This window comes from Pseudomonas sp. ef1, from assembly GCF_007293365.2.
GTDB classification, from domain to species: Bacteria; Pseudomonadota; Gammaproteobacteria; order Pseudomonadales; family Pseudomonadaceae; genus Aquipseudomonas; species Aquipseudomonas siliginis.
This window is the reverse complement of sequence record NZ_CM129815.1, coordinates 1,056,268-1,076,109: the sequence shown is the minus strand read 5'-3', so window position 1 is coordinate 1,076,109 and position 19,842 is coordinate 1,056,268. Positions and strand designations below refer to the sequence as shown.

Annotated in this window: 24 protein-coding genes; 16 read left to right on the top strand and 8 right to left on the bottom strand. The window is 59.6% G+C overall.

The genetic code is table 11. From position 1 onward, the window contains the following. The first annotated feature begins 105 nt into the window (after window positions 1–105). The 10 genes from FEE99_RS05130 to FEE99_RS05085 all read left to right on the top strand — a co-directional run bounded on the left by FEE99_RS05130 (window position 106) and on the right by FEE99_RS05085 (window position 9,958). Entirely contained in the window at window positions 106–1,005 is a 900-nt protein-coding gene (locus tag FEE99_RS05130) for a LysR family transcriptional regulator (RefSeq protein WP_041476445.1), read from the top strand. Window positions 1,006–1,439: 434 nt separating this feature from the next. Continuing rightward, the gene (locus tag FEE99_RS05125) at window positions 1,440–2,561 is read left to right on the top strand and encodes a Re/Si-specific NAD(P)(+) transhydrogenase subunit alpha (protein ID WP_041476446.1); all 1,122 of its coding nucleotides are present in this window, start codon (window positions 1,440–1,442) and stop codon (window positions 2,559–2,561) included. Between the two features lie 15 nt (window positions 2,562–2,576). Continuing rightward, entirely contained in the window at window positions 2,577–2,897 is a 321-nt protein-coding gene (locus FEE99_RS05120) for an NAD(P) transhydrogenase subunit alpha (RefSeq protein ID WP_003220416.1), read from the top strand. Further along, window positions 2,897–4,330 carry an NAD(P)(+) transhydrogenase (Re/Si-specific) subunit beta gene (locus FEE99_RS05115; protein WP_041476447.1) on the top strand — a complete coding sequence of 478 codons (1,434 nt, stop codon included), beginning with the start codon at window positions 2,897–2,899 and terminating at the stop codon, window positions 4,328–4,330. Before FEE99_RS05120 ends, FEE99_RS05115 begins: the two co-directional genes overlap by 1 nt. Before the next feature lie 214 nt (window positions 4,331–4,544). Next, window positions 4,545–6,038 carry an acetyl-CoA hydrolase/transferase family protein gene (locus FEE99_RS05110; RefSeq protein ID WP_041476448.1) on the top strand — a complete coding sequence of 498 codons (1,494 nt, stop codon included), beginning with the start codon at window positions 4,545–4,547 and terminating at the stop codon, window positions 6,036–6,038. A 321-nt stretch (window positions 6,039–6,359) separates the two neighbouring features. Then, window positions 6,360–6,575 (top strand): DUF1127 domain-containing protein, encoded by a 216-nt coding sequence (locus FEE99_RS05105; protein ID WP_007911656.1) that lies wholly within the window; start codon window positions 6,360–6,362, stop codon window positions 6,573–6,575. Window positions 6,576–6,908: 333 nt separating this feature from the next. Beyond that, window positions 6,909–7,226, top strand: a complete 318-nt coding sequence (locus tag FEE99_RS05100) for a DUF2388 domain-containing protein (RefSeq protein WP_016772298.1) — start codon at window positions 6,909–6,911, stop codon at window positions 7,224–7,226. Window positions 7,227–7,334: 108 nt separating this feature from the next. Continuing rightward, window positions 7,335–7,652: a DUF2388 domain-containing protein gene (locus tag FEE99_RS05095; RefSeq protein ID WP_041476449.1), complete on the top strand. Its 318-nt coding sequence runs from the start codon at window positions 7,335–7,337 to the stop codon at window positions 7,650–7,652. A gap of 27 nt (window positions 7,653–7,679) precedes the next feature. Further along, window positions 7,680–8,000, top strand: coding sequence for a DUF2388 domain-containing protein (locus FEE99_RS05090; protein ID WP_041476450.1), 321 nt, complete (start codon window positions 7,680–7,682; stop codon window positions 7,998–8,000). Further along, window positions 7,997–9,958 (top strand): DUF7844 domain-containing protein, encoded by a 1,962-nt coding sequence (locus tag FEE99_RS05085; protein ID WP_041476451.1) that lies wholly within the window; start codon window positions 7,997–7,999, stop codon window positions 9,956–9,958. The genes FEE99_RS05090 and FEE99_RS05085 overlap by 4 nt, the downstream gene beginning before the upstream one ends. A gap of 57 nt (window positions 9,959–10,015) precedes the next feature. Here FEE99_RS05085 and trpA read toward each other — a convergent pair whose 3' ends face one another. Both trpA and trpB read right to left on the bottom strand, forming a co-directional pair. Beyond that, window positions 10,016–10,825, bottom strand: a complete 810-nt coding sequence (gene trpA / locus FEE99_RS05080; protein WP_016772301.1) for a tryptophan synthase subunit alpha — start codon at window positions 10,823–10,825, stop codon at window positions 10,016–10,018. Continuing rightward, on the bottom strand, window positions 10,825–12,057 hold the full coding sequence (trpB, locus tag FEE99_RS05075; RefSeq protein WP_016772302.1) for a tryptophan synthase subunit beta: 1,233 nt from the start codon (window positions 12,055–12,057) through the stop codon (window positions 10,825–10,827). The genes trpA and trpB overlap by 1 nt, the downstream gene beginning before the upstream one ends. 113 nt (window positions 12,058–12,170) lie before the next feature. Here trpB and FEE99_RS05070 point away from each other — a divergent pair, with 113 nt between their 5' ends. Then, a complete protein-coding gene (locus tag FEE99_RS05070) occupies window positions 12,171–13,088 on the top strand; it encodes a LysR family transcriptional regulator (RefSeq protein WP_041476452.1) in 918 nt (305 codons plus the stop codon). Here the strand turns inward: FEE99_RS05070 and FEE99_RS05065 are convergent. Beyond that, the gene (locus FEE99_RS05065) at window positions 13,061–13,387 is read right to left on the bottom strand and encodes a DUF883 family protein (protein ID WP_039757078.1); all 327 of its coding nucleotides are present in this window, start codon (window positions 13,385–13,387) and stop codon (window positions 13,061–13,063) included. The genes FEE99_RS05070 and FEE99_RS05065 overlap by 28 nt on opposite strands. A 166-nt stretch (window positions 13,388–13,553) precedes the next feature. Here FEE99_RS05065 and FEE99_RS05060 point away from each other — a divergent pair, with 166 nt between their 5' ends. Both FEE99_RS05060 and FEE99_RS05055 read left to right on the top strand, forming a co-directional pair. Then, window positions 13,554–13,769: a dodecin gene (locus tag FEE99_RS05060; protein ID WP_041476453.1), complete on the top strand. Its 216-nt coding sequence runs from the start codon at window positions 13,554–13,556 to the stop codon at window positions 13,767–13,769. Between the two features lie 129 nt (window positions 13,770–13,898). After that, complete coding sequence (locus FEE99_RS05055; protein ID WP_016772306.1) at window positions 13,899–14,123, top strand: DUF1161 domain-containing protein; 225 nt, start codon at window positions 13,899–13,901, stop codon at window positions 14,121–14,123. Between the two features lie 165 nt (window positions 14,124–14,288). Here the strand turns inward: FEE99_RS05055 and FEE99_RS05050 are convergent, their stop codons facing one another. Then, window positions 14,289–15,290 (bottom strand): LLM class flavin-dependent oxidoreductase, encoded by a 1,002-nt coding sequence (locus tag FEE99_RS05050; RefSeq protein WP_041476454.1) that lies wholly within the window; start codon window positions 15,288–15,290, stop codon window positions 14,289–14,291. Between the two features lie 240 nt (window positions 15,291–15,530). On the opposite strand from FEE99_RS05050, the gene FEE99_RS05045 reads away from it, so the two are divergent. Further along, window positions 15,531–15,962, top strand: a complete 432-nt coding sequence (locus FEE99_RS05045) for an OsmC family protein (RefSeq protein WP_041476455.1) — start codon at window positions 15,531–15,533, stop codon at window positions 15,960–15,962. Window positions 15,963–16,202: 240 nt separating this feature from the next. Next, entirely contained in the window at window positions 16,203–16,442 is a 240-nt protein-coding gene (locus FEE99_RS05040) for a DUF1161 domain-containing protein (protein ID WP_041476456.1), read from the top strand. A gap of 7 nt (window positions 16,443–16,449) precedes the next feature. Here the strand turns inward: FEE99_RS05040 and FEE99_RS05035 are convergent, their stop codons facing one another. Together FEE99_RS05035 and FEE99_RS05030 are read right to left on the bottom strand one after the other, a co-directional pair. Continuing rightward, window positions 16,450–16,869: a PA0061/PA0062 family lipoprotein gene (locus tag FEE99_RS05035; protein WP_016772310.1), complete on the bottom strand. Its 420-nt coding sequence runs from the start codon at window positions 16,867–16,869 to the stop codon at window positions 16,450–16,452. Between the two features lie 39 nt (window positions 16,870–16,908). Beyond that, window positions 16,909–17,331: a PA0061/PA0062 family lipoprotein gene (locus tag FEE99_RS05030; protein WP_041476457.1), complete on the bottom strand. Its 423-nt coding sequence runs from the start codon at window positions 17,329–17,331 to the stop codon at window positions 16,909–16,911. A 58-nt stretch (window positions 17,332–17,389) separates the two neighbouring features. Here FEE99_RS05030 and FEE99_RS05025 point away from each other — a divergent pair, with 58 nt between their 5' ends. Further along, window positions 17,390–18,466, top strand: coding sequence for an aminopeptidase (locus FEE99_RS05025; RefSeq protein WP_041476458.1), 1,077 nt, complete (start codon window positions 17,390–17,392; stop codon window positions 18,464–18,466). A 99-nt stretch (window positions 18,467–18,565) separates the two neighbouring features. On the opposite strand, the gene FEE99_RS05020 is transcribed toward FEE99_RS05025, so the two are convergent. Together FEE99_RS05020 and FEE99_RS05015 are read right to left on the bottom strand one after the other, a co-directional pair. Next, the gene (locus FEE99_RS05020; RefSeq protein ID WP_041476459.1) at window positions 18,566–19,216 is read right to left on the bottom strand and encodes an HAD family hydrolase; all 651 of its coding nucleotides are present in this window, start codon (window positions 19,214–19,216) and stop codon (window positions 18,566–18,568) included. A gap of 28 nt (window positions 19,217–19,244) precedes the next feature. Continuing rightward, window positions 19,245–19,790, bottom strand: coding sequence for a gamma carbonic anhydrase family protein (locus tag FEE99_RS05015; protein WP_041476460.1), 546 nt, complete (start codon window positions 19,788–19,790; stop codon window positions 19,245–19,247). Window positions 19,791–19,842: the final 52 nt, after the last annotated feature.

Here is a 19,842-nt window from a genome sequence, read left to right as displayed (position 1 = left end):
TTCGCCGTCGGGGCAAACGAGGATTTCGCATTCTGTTGTGCTAATTTCTCACTCCGTACCGTCGCGAATAGCCTTTTATGCGGCGCATTAGTGAGGTTGACGTACATGCGCAGGAAGATCCCCAGCACCGCCGCCCTGATCAGTTTCGAAGCTGCCGCCCGCCATGAGAGCTTTACCCGTGCTGCTGAAGAACTGTCGCTCACCCAAGGCGCCATTTGCCGACAGATCGCCAGCCTGGAAGATTTCCTCAGCGTGGAACTGTTCCGACGCTCGCGACGTGGAGTGAAACTGACCGAGGCGGGTCTTTCATATAGCCGTCGGGTGGCGACTCAGCTCGATGCAGTGGAGCGCGACACCCTCTCGGTGATGGGCCAGCAGGGCACCAACGTTATCGAGCTCGCCGTCGTCCCGACCTTCGGCACGCAATGGCTGCTGCCACGGCTCAAGGATTTCCAGCTCAAGCACCCGGAAGTGACCGTCAACCTGACGAACCGCACCCGACCTTTCCTGTTTGCCGACACCGAATTCGATGCCGCGATCTACTTCGGCGATGCCGATTGGTCGGGTACCGAATCCCACAGATTGATGGGCGAGAATCCGATGCCGGTGTGCAGCCCCGCCCTACTCGGCGATCGCAAGCATCTGACAGCGCAAGCCATCGCTGAACTACCGCTGCTGCAGCAAACCACCCGACCTTACGCCTGGCGCCAATGGTTCAACTCGCAGCAACTGAATATCCCTCGCGACATGACAGGTCCACGCTACGAGCTTTTCTCCATGCTTGCCCAGGCAGCCATGCACGACATGGGCGTTGCGCTGATTCCGCCGTTTCTGATTCAGCGCGAGCTGACAGAGAAACGTCTGGTGGTTGCCAACTCTCAAGCGCTCTCCAGCATCAAGGCCTATTACCTGATGATTCCGGAGCGAAAGGTCGAATCGGCATCGCTGAAGGCATTTCGTGACTGGCTGGTAAATCAAGCGCAGAGCTACAGCCTAGAAGAATAAAGGCTTTGCGCAATACCTAACCCCGTAGTCAGAAAAACCAAAGACCTACAGATATAACTATTTGTCGCTTCTGAGCAGACTGTATCCGAAAGTCGTACAGACGTCCCACAAGCAGCCAAACACGTGGCTTTGAGCCTCTAATGGCGACTCATTGCTGCCTATTCACGCCACCGATGCGAAATTTTTTCAAATTCAGCCAGAATCCTTGCAGGGCACGGCCTGCAAGGGGTTCAACCGGCCATCTGCGACATTCGGTCACGGCATGACTTGTAGTTAATTTTCCGTCACCCGTCATAATCCCTTGAAGGGCATAAAGTTCGCCTGCAAAATGCCGCGCCCCGTCCTGATTCGGCGGGATCGTGCTGATCGGCCGCCCCAGTCGCACCATCCGTAGTGCATGGGTTTACTCAATAAGATCACGCAGGAGATTTGACGTGCACATTGGTGTTCCTCTCGAAACCCAGACCGGTGAAACACGGGTTGCTGCAACCCCGGAAACCATCAAGAAGCTGATCAGCCAAGGCCATAAGGTCACTGTGCAAAGCGGCGCTGGCGTCAAAGCCAGTGTCGTCGACAGTGCCTATGAAGCGGCCGGCGCAAGCATTGGCAGCGCCAATGACGCGTTTGGCGCCGAGCTGATTCTCAAAGTGGTCGCGCCAAGCGATGCCGAACTGCCGCTGATCAAGCGCGGCACGGTGCTCGTGGGCATGCTCAACCCGTTCAACAACGAGACCATCGCGAAGATGGCCGAATGCGGCATTACCGCGTTCGCCCTCGAAGCGGCGCCGCGCACCTCGCGGGCGCAGAGTCTTGATGTGTTGTCGTCGCAGGCGAATATCGCCGGCTACAAAGCGGTGTTGCTCGCGGCTCACTATTACCCACGCTTCATGCCGATGCTGATGACTGCTGCGGGTACCGTGAAAGCGGCGCGGGTGCTGATTCTTGGTGCAGGCGTGGCCGGTTTGCAGGCGATTGCCACGGCGAAACGCCTGGGTGCGGTGATCGAAGCGTCCGACGTGCGCCCAGCGGTGAAGGAACAGATCGAATCCCTCGGCGCGAAGTTCGTCGACGTGCCTTACGAGACCGATGAAGAGCGCGAATGCGCCGTCGGTGTCGGCGGTTACGCGCGGCCGATGCCGGCGAGTTGGATGCAGCGTCAGGCCCAGGCCGTGCACGAGCGCGCCAAGCAGGCCGATATCGTCATCACCACTGCGCTGATTCCGGGCCGCAAGGCGCCGACGCTGCTCAGCGCCGAGACCGTGGCGCAGATGAAGCCGGGCTCGGTGGTCATCGACCTCGCGGCCGCTCAGGGTGGCAACTGTCCGCTGACCGTCGCCGATCAGGTCGTTGTGGAAAACGGTGTGACGATCGTCGGTCCGACCAACCTCGCCGGTGAAGTCGCTGCCGATGCTTCGGCGCTGTACGCACGCAACCTGCTGGACTTCCTCAAGCTGGTGTTCACCAAGGAAGGCCAGTTCGACGTCAACCTCGAAGACGACATCGTCGCCGCGTGCCTGATGTGCCGCGACGGCCAAGTCATCCGCAAAAACGCCTAAGCAGGGATTCAGACGATGGAAGAGCTTATCTCCCCCGGTATCTACAACCTGATCATCTTCGTGCTGGCGATTTATGTCGGTTACCACGTGGTCTGGAACGTTACACCTGCGCTGCACACGCCGTTGATGGCAGTCACCAACGCGATCTCGGCGATCGTGATCGTCGGCGCCATGCTCGCCGCTGCGCTGACAGTCACGCCGTTGGGCAAGACCATGGGCACGCTGGCTGTGGCACTGGCGGCGGTCAATGTGTTCGGTGGCTTCCTGGTCACTCGCCGCATGCTTGAGATGTTCAAAAAGAAAGCCCCGAAAGCAAAAGAAGAGGCGCCGAAGTAATGAGCATGAATCTCGTGACGACGCTCTACCTGATCGCGTCGATCTGCTTTATCCAGGCCCTCAAAGGCCTGTCGCACCCGACCACCTCGCGGCGCGGCAACCTGTTCGGCATGCTTGGCATGGCACTGGCCATCATCACCACGGTCGGCCTCATCTATAAGTTGGGCGCTGAACTGGCCACGGCTGGCATCGGTTATGTGATCGTCGGCCTGCTGGTCGGCGGCACCGCCGGTTCGATCATGGCCAAGCGCGTTGAAATGACCAAGATGCCGGAACTGGTAGCGTTCATGCACAGCATGATCGGCCTCGCGGCGGTGTTCATTGCCATTGCGGCGGTAGTTGAGCCGCAGTCGTTGGGTATCGTCAAACAGCTGGGCGATGCGATCCCGGCGGGCAACCGTCTGGAGCTGTTCCTCGGTGCGGCAATCGGTGCGATCACTTTCTCCGGTTCGGTGATTGCCTTTGGCAAGCTCTCGGGCAAGTACAAGTTCCGCCTGTTCCAGGGCGCACCGGTACAGTTCAGTGGCCAGCACAAGCTCAATGCGATTCTGGGTCTGGCAACGCTGGTTCTCGGTCTGACTTTCATGTTCACCGGCAACCTTACGGCGTTCGCACTGATGCTGGCGCTGGCGTTCGTGATGGGCGTGCTGATCATCATCCCGATCGGCGGCGCTGACATGCCAGTGGTGGTGTCGATGCTCAACAGCTATTCCGGCTGGGCGGCGGCGGGGATCGGCTTCTCGCTGAACAACTCGATGCTGATCATTGCCGGCTCGCTGGTGGGTTCGAGCGGTGCGATCCTCTCGTACATCATGTGCAAGGCGATGAACCGCTCCTTCTTTAATGTACTGCTCGGCGGTTTCGGCAATACGGCAGATGCGGGTCCTGCCGGTGCGCAGGAAGCCCGCCCGGTGAAATCCGGCTCGGCTGACGACGCAACCTTCCTGCTGACCAACGCCGACACCGTGATCATCGTCCCGGGTTACGGTCTGGCAGTGGCCCGTGCACAACACGCACTGAAGGAATTGACCGAGAAGCTGACCCATCGCGGCGTAACCGTGAAGTACGCGATTCACCCGGTGGCCGGTCGGATGCCTGGGCATATGAACGTCCTGCTCGCCGAGGCCGAAGTGCCTTACGACCAGGTGTTCGAGATGGAAGACATCAACTCCGAGTTCGGTCAGGCCGATGTGGTGCTGGTGCTCGGGGCGAACGACGTGGTCAACCCGGCCGCGAAGAACGATCCGAAGTCACCGATTGCCGGTATGCCGATTCTCGAAGCGTTCAAGGCCAAGACCATCATCGTCAACAAGCGCTCGATGGCCAGCGGCTACGCCGGCCTGGACAACGAACTGTTCTATCTGGACAAAACCATGATGGTTTTCGGCGATGCGAAGAAAGTCATCGAAGACATGGTCAAAGCGGTCGAGTAATTCACCACTGCAATAGCGAACGCCCCGACTTGTCGGGGCGTTTTTGTTTGCGCCAGACGCTGGACAATTTGCCGCGTTGTTGCAGATCCGGTAACGGTGTTTTACTGCAAACCCGCGAAATAGAGGCCTCGTTTGCGACCTTGGTAGCGGGACAGGCGCCGGCCAAATTCACTAGACTGCGCATCCTGCTACTCGTTGCCCGAGATAATAATCCATGTACCGTGACCGTATTCGCCTGCCTTCGTTGTTGGATAAAGTGATGAGCGCTGCCGACGCCGCTGCTCTGATTGAGGACGGCATGACCGTCGGCATGAGCGGTTTCACCCGCGCCGGCGAAGCCAAGGCCGTTCCCCACGCACTGGCCGAGCGCGCCAAGGTCACGCCGCTGAAGATCAGCCTGATGACTGGCGCCAGCCTGGGCAACGACCTCGACAAGCAACTGACCGAGGCCGGTGTGCTGTCGCGGCGCATGCCGTTTCAGGTCGACAGCACGTTGCGCAAGGCAATCAACGCCGGTGAAGTGATGTTCATTGACCAGCATCTCTCGGAAACGGTCGAGCAGTTGCGCAACCAGCAATTGAAGCTGCCGGACATTGCCGTCATCGAGGCAGTCGCCATCACCGAACAAGGCCATATCGTGCCGACCACTTCGGTGGGCAACTCGGCCAGCTTCGCGATCTTCGCCAAACAAGTGATCGTCGAGATCAACCTGGCCCACAACGCCAACCTCGAAGGCCTGCACGACATCTATATCCCGACGTACCGCCCGACGCGGACGCCAATCCCGCTGGTGAAAGTCGACGATCGCATCGGCAGCACGGCGATCCCGATTCCACCGGAGAAGATCGTTGCGATTGTCATCACTCAGCAATCGGACTCGCCATCCACAGTATCGGTACCGGACGTTGACACCAATGCCATTGCCGAACACCTGATCACTTTTTTCAAGCAGGAAGTCGCGGCCGGGCGCATGACCAACAAGCTCGGCCCGCTGCAAGCCGGGATTGGCAACATCGCCAACGCGGTGATGTGCGGCTTGATCGACTCGCCGTTCGAAGACCTGACCATGTACTCGGAAGTGCTGCAGGACTCGACCTTCGACCTGATCGATGCCGGCAAGCTGAGCTTCGCCTCGGGCAGTTCGATCACCCTGTCCGAGCGCCGCAACAGCGACGTGTTCGGCAACCTGGAGAAGTACAAGGACAAACTGATTCTGCGGCCGCAGGAGATCTCCAATCACCCGGAAGTGGTGCGGCGCCTGGGCATCATTGGCATCAACACCGCGCTGGAGTTCGACATCTATGGCAACGTCAACTCCACCCATGTCTGCGGTACGCGGATGATGAACGGCATCGGCGGTTCCGGCGACTTCGCACGCAATGCGCATCTGGCGGTATTCGTGACCAAATCGATTGCCAAGGGTGGCGCGATTTCGAGCGTGGTGCCGATGGTCAGCCACGTCGACCATACCGAGCATGACGTCGACATTCTGGTGACCGAAGTCGGCCTCGCCGACCTGCGTGGCCTGGCGCCACGGGAACGTGCACGAGTGATCATCGACAACTGCGTGCATCCGGACTTCCACCAGGCACTGAATGATTACTTCAGCGCTGCCTGTGCAATCGGCGGTCACACCCCGCATATTCTGCGCGAAGCCCTGAGCTGGCATATGAACCTGGAAGAAACCGGGCGCATGCTGACGGTGTGATTCACACAGATAACCACCGAGGCAAACACAGTTTTGCGTCGGTGGATGTTCGCAAAGAACACGATCACCAAAAACTGTACTGCTGTACCGGTCTTTTCCTACCGCAAACTCCTACCCAACCCCCTGATACGAGCCGAAATGCACCAATCAAGTGCAGACAGGTACAGTTTGCCCAATTTCGACCCGTACACCATCCATAAACAGTTAACTGCTCACTCACAATACAAATGAACTGTATCTACAGAGACTATCCAAACGAGAGGATCATGGGCACCAGTCAAACCACTACCTGATCCCGCCACAAGCGGAAGGATGTCAACCATGGAACGTACACTCAGTTCCGAACTGTTCTTCGAAGACAAAGCTGTAAACACCCAGGCTTCCCTGCCTCTGCGCGTTATCGCCAACCTGATGTTGTGGCAGCGCCGCATCTCCAGCCGCCACCAACTGGCCCGTCTGGATTCGCGTCTGCTGGCCGACGCCGGTATCAGCGAAGCACAACGCTACGAAGAGCTGAGCAAGCCGTTCTGGCGCTAAGCAGCGTCGCTGGCTCTGGTCGTCAGACCCACCGCCAGCAGCCCGAATTGCACAAGCAAAACCCGTCGTGGGCAACCACGACGGGTTTTGTCGTTTCAGGGCCTTGAATGCTCTAAAACGCATAACTGAATGAGTACAGGTACAATTCACGAAAGCCTCAAATAACACCAGTACAGTTATGCAGAACCTTTGGAGTATCACTGGCCACCACTGGGCGAACCGGATTTGGCAGCCTAATATCCATGCAGAACGTGGCGAACGTTGCGCAACAGGCGTCTGACTCCTCAGATACCGAGCCACCTCTCACTACGGTTTATCCAAAGGAGTTACATCATGACCCGTCTTCGCCTGCTCAGTGCCGCCGCCCTGCTGGCCGTGGCTGCCAACGCCAGTGCTACCAGTTTCATCGTCACCACCGACTCGATCGTCGGCGCGCTGAAAGCCACTTCCGACGCCACTTCCGATGTGACCTCCTCGTTCCGTGACGACAAGATCGTCCTCGCCGCCCGCGACGATGCCGCCAGCTTCGTGGCCAGCGAAGGCGATATCCGTGGTGTGAAACTGGAAAGCGCGCTCGATCACATCCGCCATCAGGCGCCACAACTCAATGCCACCGATGCCCAATTGGCTCAGGCCATTCTGACGCTCTGATCGCTTGCGGTATTGCGGGACACGCCAGCCGTGTCCCGATGTTTCAACGCTGGCTCTGGCCCGGGCATTTGCGCTAGCCTTCAGGCTCGCTAACAGTTGTCGAGTCCCATGCGCTTTCTTCCAACTTTGCTCATCTCTTCTACTCTATTCACCGCCTGCTGGGCGATGTCTGTCAACGCCTTCGATGCTTTCAATGCATCGACCCAAGGCACGGTTGTCAGCGGTTACGCCACCAGCATGGTGTCTTCTGCGCCGTTCGACCGTAAACTGCTGCGCGCCGCCCATGATGACGCGGCCGCCTTCGTCGCCAGTGACGGTGAATGGCGAGGCGCACGGCTGGAGTCCGCGCTGCATTACCTGCGCAAAACCCGGCCGAAACTTCATGCCAGCGACCTTGAACTGGCAGAGGCAATTCTCGTCCAATAGTTATCCTTGTCCTTCCGGAGTCGTTCCATGCGTAGCCCGCTGATTGCTGCCGCCCTTGGCCTGTTTGTGTTGGCCGATGTGGCCCAGGCGCACACCCTGGTAGCCACCAGTAACATCATCGTTCGTGCCTCCCAGCGCAGCATCGATTTCACTTCCGATACCACCACGTCGATTCGCGATTCGAAAATCATCCGCGAAGCCCACGACGACGCCGCCAGTTTCGTCGCCAGCAACGGCGACATCCGTGGCGCGCACCTCGAGGCCGCTCTCAACACATTGCGTACACGGGTGCCGGAAGCGCGCGACGCCAGTGATCAGGTACTCGCCGAAGCCATCCTCGCACTGTGAGGTCCGTTGGCGCCTGGCTGCTGGCCGGGGCGTTGTTGCTGCTTGGCAACAGCGCCCACGCCGGCCTGCAATTGCGGCTCAAGACCGAGGGTCTGAGCCCCGCTCAACAACAGGCCAGTCAGGCGCTGATTGATGAGGCCATGGCGAAACTGCCGCCGAGCTTCATCGAGCGGCTGGATCGGCGTATCGATGTCGGCTGGACCGACGACATGCCGGCCAATGCTTACGGGCAGGCGACGCTGGTTGCCGAACTTGATCTGAATCGCAAGCTTCTCGCAGCTCTCACCGATGGCAGCGCGGCGAAAGAGAAAACAAATCGCCCCCACGGCACTGTGCGCCAGGAACTGCTAGCCACAGTGCTGCACGAAATCACGCATATCTACGACCGCGCGCGTTTATGGCCAAGCGCCGAACGCACGTTGATCCAGCGCTGCACCCGACGCTTCAACAGCGCCGGGCTGATCGGTATTCCCGATGAGTGTCGCGGGCAGAACCGTCGGCGCTTCACCATCAGCGACGACCCGCGCCTGCTTGACCTGGCCGGGTGGCAACAGTACGTCGGCCGCCGTGGCGAGCGTGAACAACACAACCGCCAGATCGCGCGCAGCCCGGATCTCTACGAGATTTCCAGCCCCAAGGAGTTCGTTGCGGTCAACATGGAGTACTTCCTCCTCGACCCGAGCTACGCCTGCCGCCGCCCGGCGTTGTATCGCTACTACAAGGAACATTTCGGCTGGGCGCCGCCAGCGCAGGACACCTGCAGCAAGAGCTTTGCCTTTCTCAATGCGGGCAATGACTTCGCCAAGCAGCCTCTGGGGCAAGTCGATCCGGAGCGCGTCTACGCTGTCGATTACCTGCTGGCCGAGGCCAATCAGAACTGGGTCAGTCGCTGGGGCCACAGCATGTTGCGCCTGGTGATCTGCGCCCCCGGTCGCCCGCGCGGCCCGGATTGCCGCCTCGATCTCGATCAACACTTGGTGCTGTCCTATCGCGCCTTCGTTGGCGATGTGCAGCTGTCGAGCTGGGACGGACTGGTCGGCAAATACCCGTCGCGGCTGTTCGTGTTGCCGCTGGCACAGGTGATCGACGAATACACCAAGACCGAGCTGCGCAGCCTCGCTTCAGTGCCGCTGAACCTGTCTCGCGAGGAGATCGAGGGCGTGGTCGAACATGCCGCCGAGATGCACTGGAGTTACGACGGCAATTACTTCTTCCTCTCCAACAACTGCGCGGTGGAAGGCTTGAAACTGTTGCGCAGCGGTAGCAATAACAGCCAACTGGTCGGCCTCGACAGCATCATGCCCAACGGCTTGCTGGAAGTGCTCAAGGGCCGTGGTCTGGCCGACACCAGTGTGCTCGACGATCCGAAAGAAGCGCTGCGTCTGGGTTACCGCTTCGACTCGTTCCGCGATCGCTATCAAGCGATGTTCGATGTATTGAAGAAGCAGCTGCCGATCAAGCAGACCACTGTCGAAGACTGGCTGTCACTCAGCGCTGAGCAACGCCGCGAATGGTTCGACCGCGCCGACCTGCGCACCAGCGCGGCGCTGTTGCTGCTGGAGCAAGCCAGTTTCCGCCGGCAGTTGTTGCTGGCCCAGGACGAGGTCAAGCAACGCTACCTCGGCGCCCGCGAGCTGGAGAACGGCGGCATGGACAAGGCCAACGCGACCTTGCAGGAAATCCTCGCCAACAGTGGTTTCCTCAGCCGCCCGGCGGAACTGCTCGACTCCAAAGGTTACGGACTACCGCAGCCGAGCGAGTTTGGCCGACTGGAAGCGGAAAGCAGCCAACGGCAGAAGAAGCTGCTCGCCCTGTCCGGCGATCTCGATACCGAAGTGCGCAAGCTGCTTGAACCCAAGCGCGCCGCCGAGATTGCCGCCAGCGAGGCCAACGTCAAGCAGATTGGCGAGCATCTGCGCAAACTGCACAAGGCTTCGGGCGGACTGCAATTGCCCTGAGCACAAAAAAGGCTTCAGAACCCATGTTCTGAAGCCTTTTGGTTTTCCCCTGCGGCTTTAGACGCGAGCCTTGCGCACGCCTTGGGACAGCGCCGAACACAGACTCAACACGCCATCGATGGCCTGCTCAGGCGTATCGGCACTGGCGATGTGATCGATCAACGCCGAGCCCACCACCACACCGTCAGCCAGACGCGCGATGGCCGCAGCCTGCTCCGGTGTACGGATACCGAAGCCAATGCTGATCGGCAGGTCGGTATGCCGACGCAGACGTGCAACCGCCTCTTCCACGTGTTCCAGAGTCGCTGCACCGGCGCCGGTGACACCCGCGACCGACACGTAGTAGACAAAACCGGAACTACCGTTGAGCACACGCGGCAGACGCGCGTCGTCGGTGGTCGGCGTGGTCAGGCGGATGAAGTCCAGGCCAGCAGCCTGCGCCGGGTCGCACAGTTCCTCATTGTGCTCTGGTGGCATGTCGACCACGATCAGGCCATCGACGCCGGCATCCTTGGCTTCTGCGATGAAACGCTCGACGCCGAATTTGTGGATCGGGTTGAAGTAACCCATCAACACCAGCGGCGTGTCGCTGTTGCCTTCACGGAATTCGCGAACCATTTGCAGGGTTTTCGCCAGATTCTGTTTGGCGCCCAGTGCACGGATGTTGGCCAACTGGATCGCCGGACCATCGGCCATCGGATCGGTGAACGGCATGCCCAGTTCGATCACGTCGGCACCTGCGGCAGGCAGGCCTTTGAGGATTGCCAGCGAAGTGTCGTAGTCAGGATCACCAGCGGTGACGAAGGTCACCAGCGCGGCGCGGTTCTGTTGCTTGAGGTCGGCAAAGCGGGTTTGCAGGCGGCTCATCAGTGTTTCTCCTGCTGCGACTGTTGCATATGGTGCATTACGGTTTGCATGTCCTTATCACCACGGCCCGAGAGGTTGACCACCATCAGGTGATCCTTCGGCAGCTTCGGTGCACGTTTGAACACTTCGGCCAGAGCGTGGGCGCTTTCCAGGGCAGGAATGATCCCTTCCAGACGGCAGCATTTGTGGAACGCTTCAAGCGCTTCGTCATCGGTTACCGAGGTGTACTGGACGCGGCCGATGTCATGCAACCAGGCGTGTTCAGGACCGATGCCCGGATAGTCGAGGCCAGCTGAAATCGAGTGGGCGTCGATGATCTGCCCATCGTCGTCCTGCAGCAGGAAGGTGCGGTTGCCGTGCAGCACGCCCGGCACACCGCCGTTCAGGCTGGCCGCGTGCTTGCCGGTTTCGATGCCATAACCCGCCGCTTCGACGCCGATGATCTCCACGCTCTTGTCATCAAGGAACGGGTGGAACAGGCCCATGGCGTTGGAACCGCCACCGATGCACGCCACCAGACTGTCCGGCAGACGACCTTCCTGAGCCTGCAGCTGATCGCGGGTTTCCTTGCCGATGACGGCCTGGAAGTCGCGGACCATTGCTGGATAAGGGTGTGGGCCGGCTACGGTGCCGATCAGGTAGAAAGTGTTGTCGACATTGGTCACCCAGTCACGCAGGGCTTCGTTCATCGCATCCTTCAGGGTGCCGGTGCCAGCCACGACCGGAATGACTTCAGCGCCGAGCAGCTTCATGCGGAAGACGTTGGCCTGCTGACGTTCGATGTCAGTGGTGCCCATGTAGATCACGCAGTCCAGCCCGAAACGCGCAGCAACGGTGGCAGTAGCCACGCCGTGCATACCGGCGCCGGTTTCGGCGATGATGCGCTTCTTGCCCATGCGCCGTGCCAGCAGAATCTGGCCGATGCAGTTGTTGATCTTGTGCGCGCCGGTGTGGTTCAGCTCTTCACGCTTGAGGTAGATCTTCGCGCCGCCGCAGAATTCGGTCAGGCGTTCGGCGAAATACAGCGGGCTTGGACGTCCGACGTAATCACGCTGGAAGTAGGCCAATTCTTCTTTGAATGCCGGATCTTCCTTGGCCGCTTCGTATTCGCGGGCTAGGTCGAGGATCAACGGCATCAGGGTTTCCGCTACATAACGGCCACCGAACGCACCGAACAGGCCGTTGGCGTCAGGGCCGTTACGCAGATCAGAGGTATTCGAAGTCTGGGTCATGGGTCGCTCCAGGTGAATTCGGTCAGAAGACAATGACGACCACTCTACCCCTGACTTTCCAGGCTGAAAACCGATAAGATCGCCGCAACCTGTCAGGAAAACTCACAGATACCATGAGCCACGACCTTCCCCCGCTTAATGCCTTGCGCGCCTTCGAGGCCACCGCCCGTCTGAACAGCGTCAGTCAGGCTGCCGAGCAGCTGCATGTCACTCACGGCGCGGTCAGCCGCCAGCTGAAAGCGCTTGAAGAACATCTCGGCGTGAGCCTGTTTGTCAAGGACGGACGCGGCTTGAAACTCACAGATGCCGGCGTGCGTCTGCGCGATGCCAGCGCAGAGGCGTTCGATCGGTTGCGCAGTGTTTGCGCCGAACTCACGCAAAGCACTGCCGATGCGCCATTCGTGCTTGGCTGTTCCGGGAGCCTGCTGGCGCGCTGGTTCATTCCCCGCCTGGGGCGGTTGAATGCCGATTTGCCTGATCTGCGACTGCACCTGTCGGCCGGTGAAGGCGATCTCGACCCTCGGCGCCCGGGCCTTGATGCGCTGTTGCTGTTCGCCGAGCCACCGTGGCCGGCCGATATGCAGGTCTACGAGCTGGCGGCAGAACGCATCGGCCCGGTGATGAGCCCGTTATTCAGCGGTTATCAGAACCTGCACGACGCTCCTGGCGCAGAATTGCTCAAGCAGCCCTTGCTGCACACCACCTCTCGCCCACAAGCCTGGCCCAGCTGGGCGCAGCAAAACCACCTCGATCCCAAGGCGTTGAAGCTCGGGCAAGGTTTTGAGCATTTGTATTATTTGCTGGAGGCGGCTGTTGCAGGTCTCGGCGTGGCAATCGCACCGGAGCCGTTGGTAATGGAAGATCTGAAGGCAGGACGCCTGGTTGCGCCATGGGGCTTCTGCGAAACCCCGGCGCAACTGGCGTTGTGGCTACCCAAGCGCGCCGCGGACGGGCGCGCCCGGCAACTGGCGCAGTGGCTCAAAAACGAGCTGCGCCAGCCTGATCACTCACCGCGCTTGAACAAAAAGTAGGCAGCGAGCAGACCGATTGCACCGACAGCCACGCCAGCCGTGGTCCATGGGTGTTCCTGCGCATAGTCACGAGTGGCAATGCCGGTCTCGCGGGTTTTCACTTTGACTTCTTCGTACGCGTCGCTGAGCAGATGACGGGAATGTTTCAGTGCACTTTCGGCATTGCTTTTCAGCGCCTTGAGGGTCTTGCGCGACTCGTCCGAAGCATCGTCTTTCAAGCTTTCCAACGATTTGAGCAGACTCTCGATCTCGGCTTCCATGCTTTGCAACGAGGCTTTACGTAAAGAGGTGTTGGCCATGGTGGCTCTCCTGCATTGGTGATGAGTGGCGTGTGTTGGTTGGGACTTCACCACTTCGAGAAAGTGCAGAAATTCTGAACTTCGGCAGCGCAGAGGCGCCGAAATCAACAGTGCAATTGCCTGCTAGGCTCAATTTCACACGCCATTCCAACCCAAGGAGAACGCCATGAGTGAGCATCACACGTACAAGAAAGTCGAGCTGGTCGGTTCGTCCACCACCAGCATCGAAGACGCCATCAACAACGCACTGGCCGAAGCCAACAAAACCCTGCGCAATCTGGAATGGTTTGAAGTGACCGAAACCCGTGGCCACATCGAAAACGGCCAGGTGGCGCACTTTCAGGTAACGCTGAAAGTCGGCTTCAAGATTGCCGCCAGCTGAGTTTGAGCTAGTCTTCTGAACTTGCGCGCTGGCCGAGTGCCATAGGGAATGGCAAAGCGCTACAAGGTGAGCGCATCGGGTGGATGACCCGATGCCCGCCTCATTCAATCCGACCAGGGAGTGCGACCGATGAAGAAGTTCATGTTGGCAGTAGGTTTGTTGAGCCTTGCGGGTGGTGCGTTTGCAGCCGGCAAGCCATGTGAAGAGCTGAAAAGCGAAATCGCCGCGAAGCTCGACGCCAAAGGCGTATCCGGTTATTCGCTGGAAGTTGTCGACAAGGGTGCGGCGGCTGATGGCGACGTCGTCGGCAGTTGCGAAGGCGGCAGCAAGGAAATCGTCTACAAGCGAGGTTGAGCGCGCCTGAAATACAAAAGCCGACGCGGATGCGTCGGCTTTTTTTGTGGACGATGATTTTCCGGGTAGGAGCTGCGGGACGCTGCGATCTTTTGATCTTGATTTCAAATCATAATCAAAAGATCGCAGCCTCGTTGCACTCGACAGCTCCTACAAGGGTTCGCGTTATCCCTTCATGACTTGGGCCAGCAATTCGTAGGAATGGATGCGATCGGCGTGTTCGTAAAGATCACTGGTGAAAATCAGCTCATCCGCCTGGGTCTGCTCGATCAACACTTCCAGTTTGGCGCGGATCTTCTGCGGGCCGCCGACCATGGCGAGGCCGAGGAAATCGCCCACCGCTTCACGTTCATGGGGCAGCCACAGACCGTCCATGGTTTTCACCGGCGGACGCTGCACCAGGCTCTGGCCACGCATCAGTGCAAGAATGCGCTGGTACACCGACGTCGCCAGATAATCGGCTTGCTCATCGGTATCCGCTGCCACCAGCGGCACGCCGAGCATTACGTACGGTTTGTCGAGCACCGCCGACGGTTTGAAGTGGTTACGGTAGATGCGGATCGCCTCGTGCATGAAGCGCGGCGCGAAGTGCGAGGCGAAGGCGTAAGGCAAGCCGCGCTCACCCGCCAATTGCGCACTGAACAGGCTTGAGCCGAGCAGCCAGATCGGCACGTTGGTGCCGGTGCCGGGCATGGCGATCACCCGTTGCTCCGGGGTGCGCGGGCCGAGGTAGCGCATCAGTTCGGCAACGTCTTCAGGGAAGTCGTCAGCGCTGCCCGAGCGCTCACGGCGCAAGGCGCGGGCGGTCATCTGGTCAGAGCCGGGCGCGCGACCCAGACCCAGGTCGATCCGTCCCGGGTACAGGCTCTCGAGGGTGCCGAACTGCTCGGCGATCACCAGCGGCGCATGGTTGGGCAGCATTACCCCGCCGGAACCGACGCGGATCGTCGACGTGCCTCCGGCCAGATAGCCGAGCAACACCGAAGTTGCCGAACTGGCGATGCCGTCCATGTTGTGATGTTCGGCGACCCAGAAGCGCGTGTAGCCGAATTTCTCGGCATGCTGCGCCAGGTCCAGCGAGTTGCGCAGCGATTGCGCAGCGCTGCCGTTTTCGCGTACCGGCACCAAGTCGAGGGTGGAAAATTTTACGTCGGACAGTTTTTTCATGAACCTGCATCTCCGGGTGGGGAGGCAGGTTTTTCTTGCGAGCGAAAACCTGCCAAATCCATAAGCGTGTTTTATGGAATGAGGGCATATACCCGAGATTCAATAGCGGCGACGAAATTTCCTACTAAAAAAGTCAACGATTCAGCCAGGCTGAACTTTGTTCCGCCGTCTATCCTCAGAAGCCTTGCTAGTAAAAACCGCGACGGCGCGGCGTTCCGCGCCACATTTGAGGAGGCAGACATGGCTATCGTGAAAAAGGCATCGGCGCATTGGGAAGGCGATCTGAAAACCGGTCTCGGCTCGATCTCCACCGAAACCGGCGTACTGCGGGAAGCACCGTACGGCTTCAAGGCGCGCTTTGAGGGCGGCAAGGGCACCAACCCGGAAGAACTGATCGGCGCGGCTCACGCCGGCTGCTTCTCCATGGCGTTTTCGATGATTCTCGGCGATGCCGGCCTGAAGGCAGACAGCATCGATACCAACGCTGAAGTCACCCTCGATCAGGTTGACGGCGGCTTCGCAATCACTGCGGTAAAGCTGATTCTCAAGGCGAAGATTCCAGGCGCAACTCAGCAGCAGTTTGAAGAACTGAGCAACAAGGCCAAGGAAGGTTGCCCGGTTTCCAAGGTGCTGAACGCGAAGATCACCCTCGAATCTTCGCTGGTCAGCTGATTGGGCGTTTGCAGGGCTGACGCTTTCGCGGGCAGGCTCGCTCCCACAGGGGATTTGTGCACGGCGCAGATCCAGTGTGGGAGCGAACCTGCTCGCGAACGCAGTCTCGAAACCAGCTCAGCGGCCGGCAATTAATACAAGGTGTGAGCAAAGTCAGAACCCGCTCTGCAGAATTGTGGTCGAATAATCGACAGCAGCTTCAGCGCACGCCCGTGCGCGCTGCCTCAAGGAGCTTCATCGATGAAACGTATTGGCTTGGCGATCCTTTGCAGTGCACTGGCCACTTCCGCTTTCGCAGCCCCCAAGGACTGCGAAAAGCTCAGAAAGGAAATCGAGGTCAAAATTCAGGCGAAGGCGATCCCCTCGTACACCCTGGAAATCATCACGGCAGAAGAGGCGAAGCAGCACGACTCGGCCATGATCGTCGGTACCTGCGAGAACGGCACCAAGCGGATCATCTATCAGAGAAACGATAGCTGATTGCCTATCACGGCACGCAATTGATCTGCCGCTCGTTGGCAACGATCTGCCCCTGACGATTGATCAAGCGTGCACTTGGCGTGAAGGCCAGCGATCGGGCCTCAAGGCGGTAACGCTGCCCGGCCTCGAAGTGTTCATAGGGCACGGTCATGTAACACAGCCGCTCTTGCGGATCGGTATCCATGCCCTGACCACCCCCGAATACTTCGAAGTCAAAGCGCACGGTGAGCTCATGACTACCGGGCGTCACCTGAAAAAACCGTCCGTCGCGCAAGCGCTGTTTATCCAGGCGCTCGGCCATCAGCACTTTGCCGCCGGGGGTAGGCATGGCGAAGTCGACCCAGGCTTTGTCTGGATCGGCCGCCGGCAACGGGCTCTGACAACCGGCGAGCACACTGGCGGCCAGCAATGTCGTCAACTTGCGCATGATCGATATCCTTAGACGGGATTTCCAGCATAGCGCCGATCAACTGCTCTGACAGCCCGCCGGTGTGCCCTGACCGACAACCTTGCGCTGTTCGTCATACAGCTTGGCCCAAGGCCGGAAGCCGATGCTGCCAGCCTGCAGCTGATAGCGCTGGCCGGCGTTGAAGTCCTTGAATTTCACACTCATCTGGCAATCGCGCCACAACGGTTCGGCATTCGGGCCGATATTGGTGGCCTCGACCGGGAATTGATAGCGCACCTTCAGCTCATGGCTGCCGGGCTGCACTTCGAAATAGCGTTTGTCGATGGCCTGGGTGGCATCGACTTGAACGGCTTGCAGCGCCGTGTCGTGTTGGCGAGCGTCAAGATCGATCCAGGCTTGCGAAGGGTCGGGGTCGGGCATTCCGAATCCGGCACAACCGGCCAGCGTCAGCAGGCCTCCTGTCAGCATGAACATGCGCATAGCGGTGCTCCTTGAGGCGGGATAGTCTTGGGGCAGACTTTCCGGGGAATTTCTTATTTTGATCAGGCCGTTTTCCAGCCTTGGGTTACTTGATCGCGTTTTTCCGATTTTGTTTCCGGGTGTGTTGGTTTTGTTGCTCAACGGTTGCGCCAGCGTCAGCTACTACAGCCAGTTGGCCAGCGGACAATTGCAATTGCTGCGCGCGCGGGAGCCAGTGGAAAAGGTCATTGCCGACCCAAGCCGCGATGCCAGATTGCGCGCGCATCTGGCTCAATCGCAAAAGGCCCGCGCGTTCGCCAGCGAGCATCTGCACCTGCCGGACAACCGGAGCTATCGTCTGTACGCCGACCTCGGTCGCCCGTTCGTGGTGTGGAATGTGTTCGCCACCAAGGAATTTTCCCTCACGCCGCAAAATCACTGCTTCCCGATTGCCGGCTGCGTGGCCTATCGCGGCTACTACAGCCAGAGCGCCGCCCGTGGCGAAGCGGCGATTCAACGCTTGCAGGGCATGGACGTGTCGATCGGCGGGGTCGAGGCGTACTCGACGCTCGGCTGGTTCAATGACCCGATCCTCAATTCGATGATGGGCTGGGGCGATGAGCGACTGGCCACGCTGATCTTTCATGAGCTGGCGCACCAGAAGTTCTATGTGAAGGACGACACCGAGTTCAACGAGTCATTCGCCACGTTTGTCGAGCAGGAAGGTACGCGGCAATGGCGCGCCTTTCGCGGGCTACCGGCAGAGTCGGATGCGAGGCTCAAGCAGCGTGACCAATTCATCGAACTGGTACTCGCCACGCGTTCACGACTGGAGAAGCTGTATGCGCAGCCGCTGTCGGTTGAGCAGATGCGTGAGCGCAAAGCAGCTGAATTCGAGCGCTTGCGCCGGGAGTATCGGGTAACGCGCGACAGTCAGTGGGCCGGGGACAAGCGCTATGACGCCTGGGTCAATGCGCCGCTGAACAACGCGCGACTGTTGCCGTTCGGGCTGTATGACCAGTGGGTGCCGGCGTTTGCGGCGCTGTTCAACCAAGTGGGTGAGGATTGGCTGAGGTTTTATGCCGAGGTTGAGCGGTTGGGGCGATTGCCGGTTGATGAGCGTAAGGCGGCGCTGAAAACGTTGGCCAAGTCCTAAGGAATCCTTCGGCATAACGGCCCTTTCGCGAGCAGGCTCGCTCCCACATTGGATCGCGGTGCCTCTGTGGGAGCGAGCCTGCTCGCGAAGGCTATTTCATCAGCGCTGCAAAAACGCCTGATGCAACGCCTCCAAAGTTTCAAAGTGATAAGCCGGCGCCTCGGCATTCAACTCTTCAAAACTGCCGAACCCATAGCCCACCGCCGCTGCATCGAGACCATTGCTGCGCGCGCCGATCAGGTCGTGCTTGCGATCGCCGATCATCAGGGTCTGCGCCGGGTCCAGGCGTTCTTCCTCAAGCAGATGCGCAATCAGCTCAACCTTGTTAGTCCGCGTGCCGTCCAGCTCGCTGCCGTAGATCACTTTGAAATGCCGGGCGAAGTCGAAGTGCCGGGCGATCTCGCGGGCGAACACCCACGGTTTGGAGGTGGCGATGTACAACTGCCGCCCCTGCCCGCTCAAGGTTTCCAGCAACGGCGTGACCCCGTCGAACACCCGATTCTCATAGAGGCCGGTGACCTTGAAGCGCTCGCGATAGAAATTCACCGCTTCCCAGGCCTTGGCCTCGTCGAAGTTGTAAAACTGCATGAACGCTTGCAGCAGCGGCGGGCCGATGAAATGTTCGAGTTTGCTCAGGTCCGGCTCGTCGATGCCGAGATTGGCCAAGGCAAATTGAATTGAGCGGGTGATGCCCTCACGCGGGTCGGTCAGGGTGCCATCGAGGTCGAACAGTACAGTCTGGTAATGCATGGAAATTCCCGAGCAGGTGTAAGGCGATTCAGAGCTGGTCGTAGCCTTCGGCCAGATGCAGGTCCTTGAGCTTGACGTAATTCGCCGCGCTGTAGGTGAAGAAGGCGTTTTCCTTGTCGGTCAGCGCCCGCACTTGCTTGACCGGGCTGCCGACATACAGGAAGCCGCTCTGCAGGCGCTTCCCCGGCGGCACCAGGCTGCCGGCGCCGATGATCACATCGTCTTCCACCACGGCACCGTCCATGACGATGCTGCCCATGCCGATCAATACGCGGCTGCCAACGGTGCAGCCGTGCAGCATGACCTTGTGGGCGATGGTCACGTCATCGCCGATCAGCAAGGGAAAACCGTCCGGGTTGAACGGGCCGGCGTGGGTGATGTGCAGCACACAGCCGTCCTGCACGCTGGTGCGCGCACCGATGCGGATGCGGTGCATGTCGCCACGGATCACCGTCAGCGGCCAGACCGAGCTGTCTGCGCCAATTTCGACGTCGCCGATCACCACCGCCGAACCGTCGACGAATGCGCCGTTGCTCAAGCGGGGGGTGTGATTCTGATATTTGCGAAGGGACACGATTAGTTCTCTCTCTGTCGCCGATAGCTGCGGTGAGTGTCGATTGTAATTA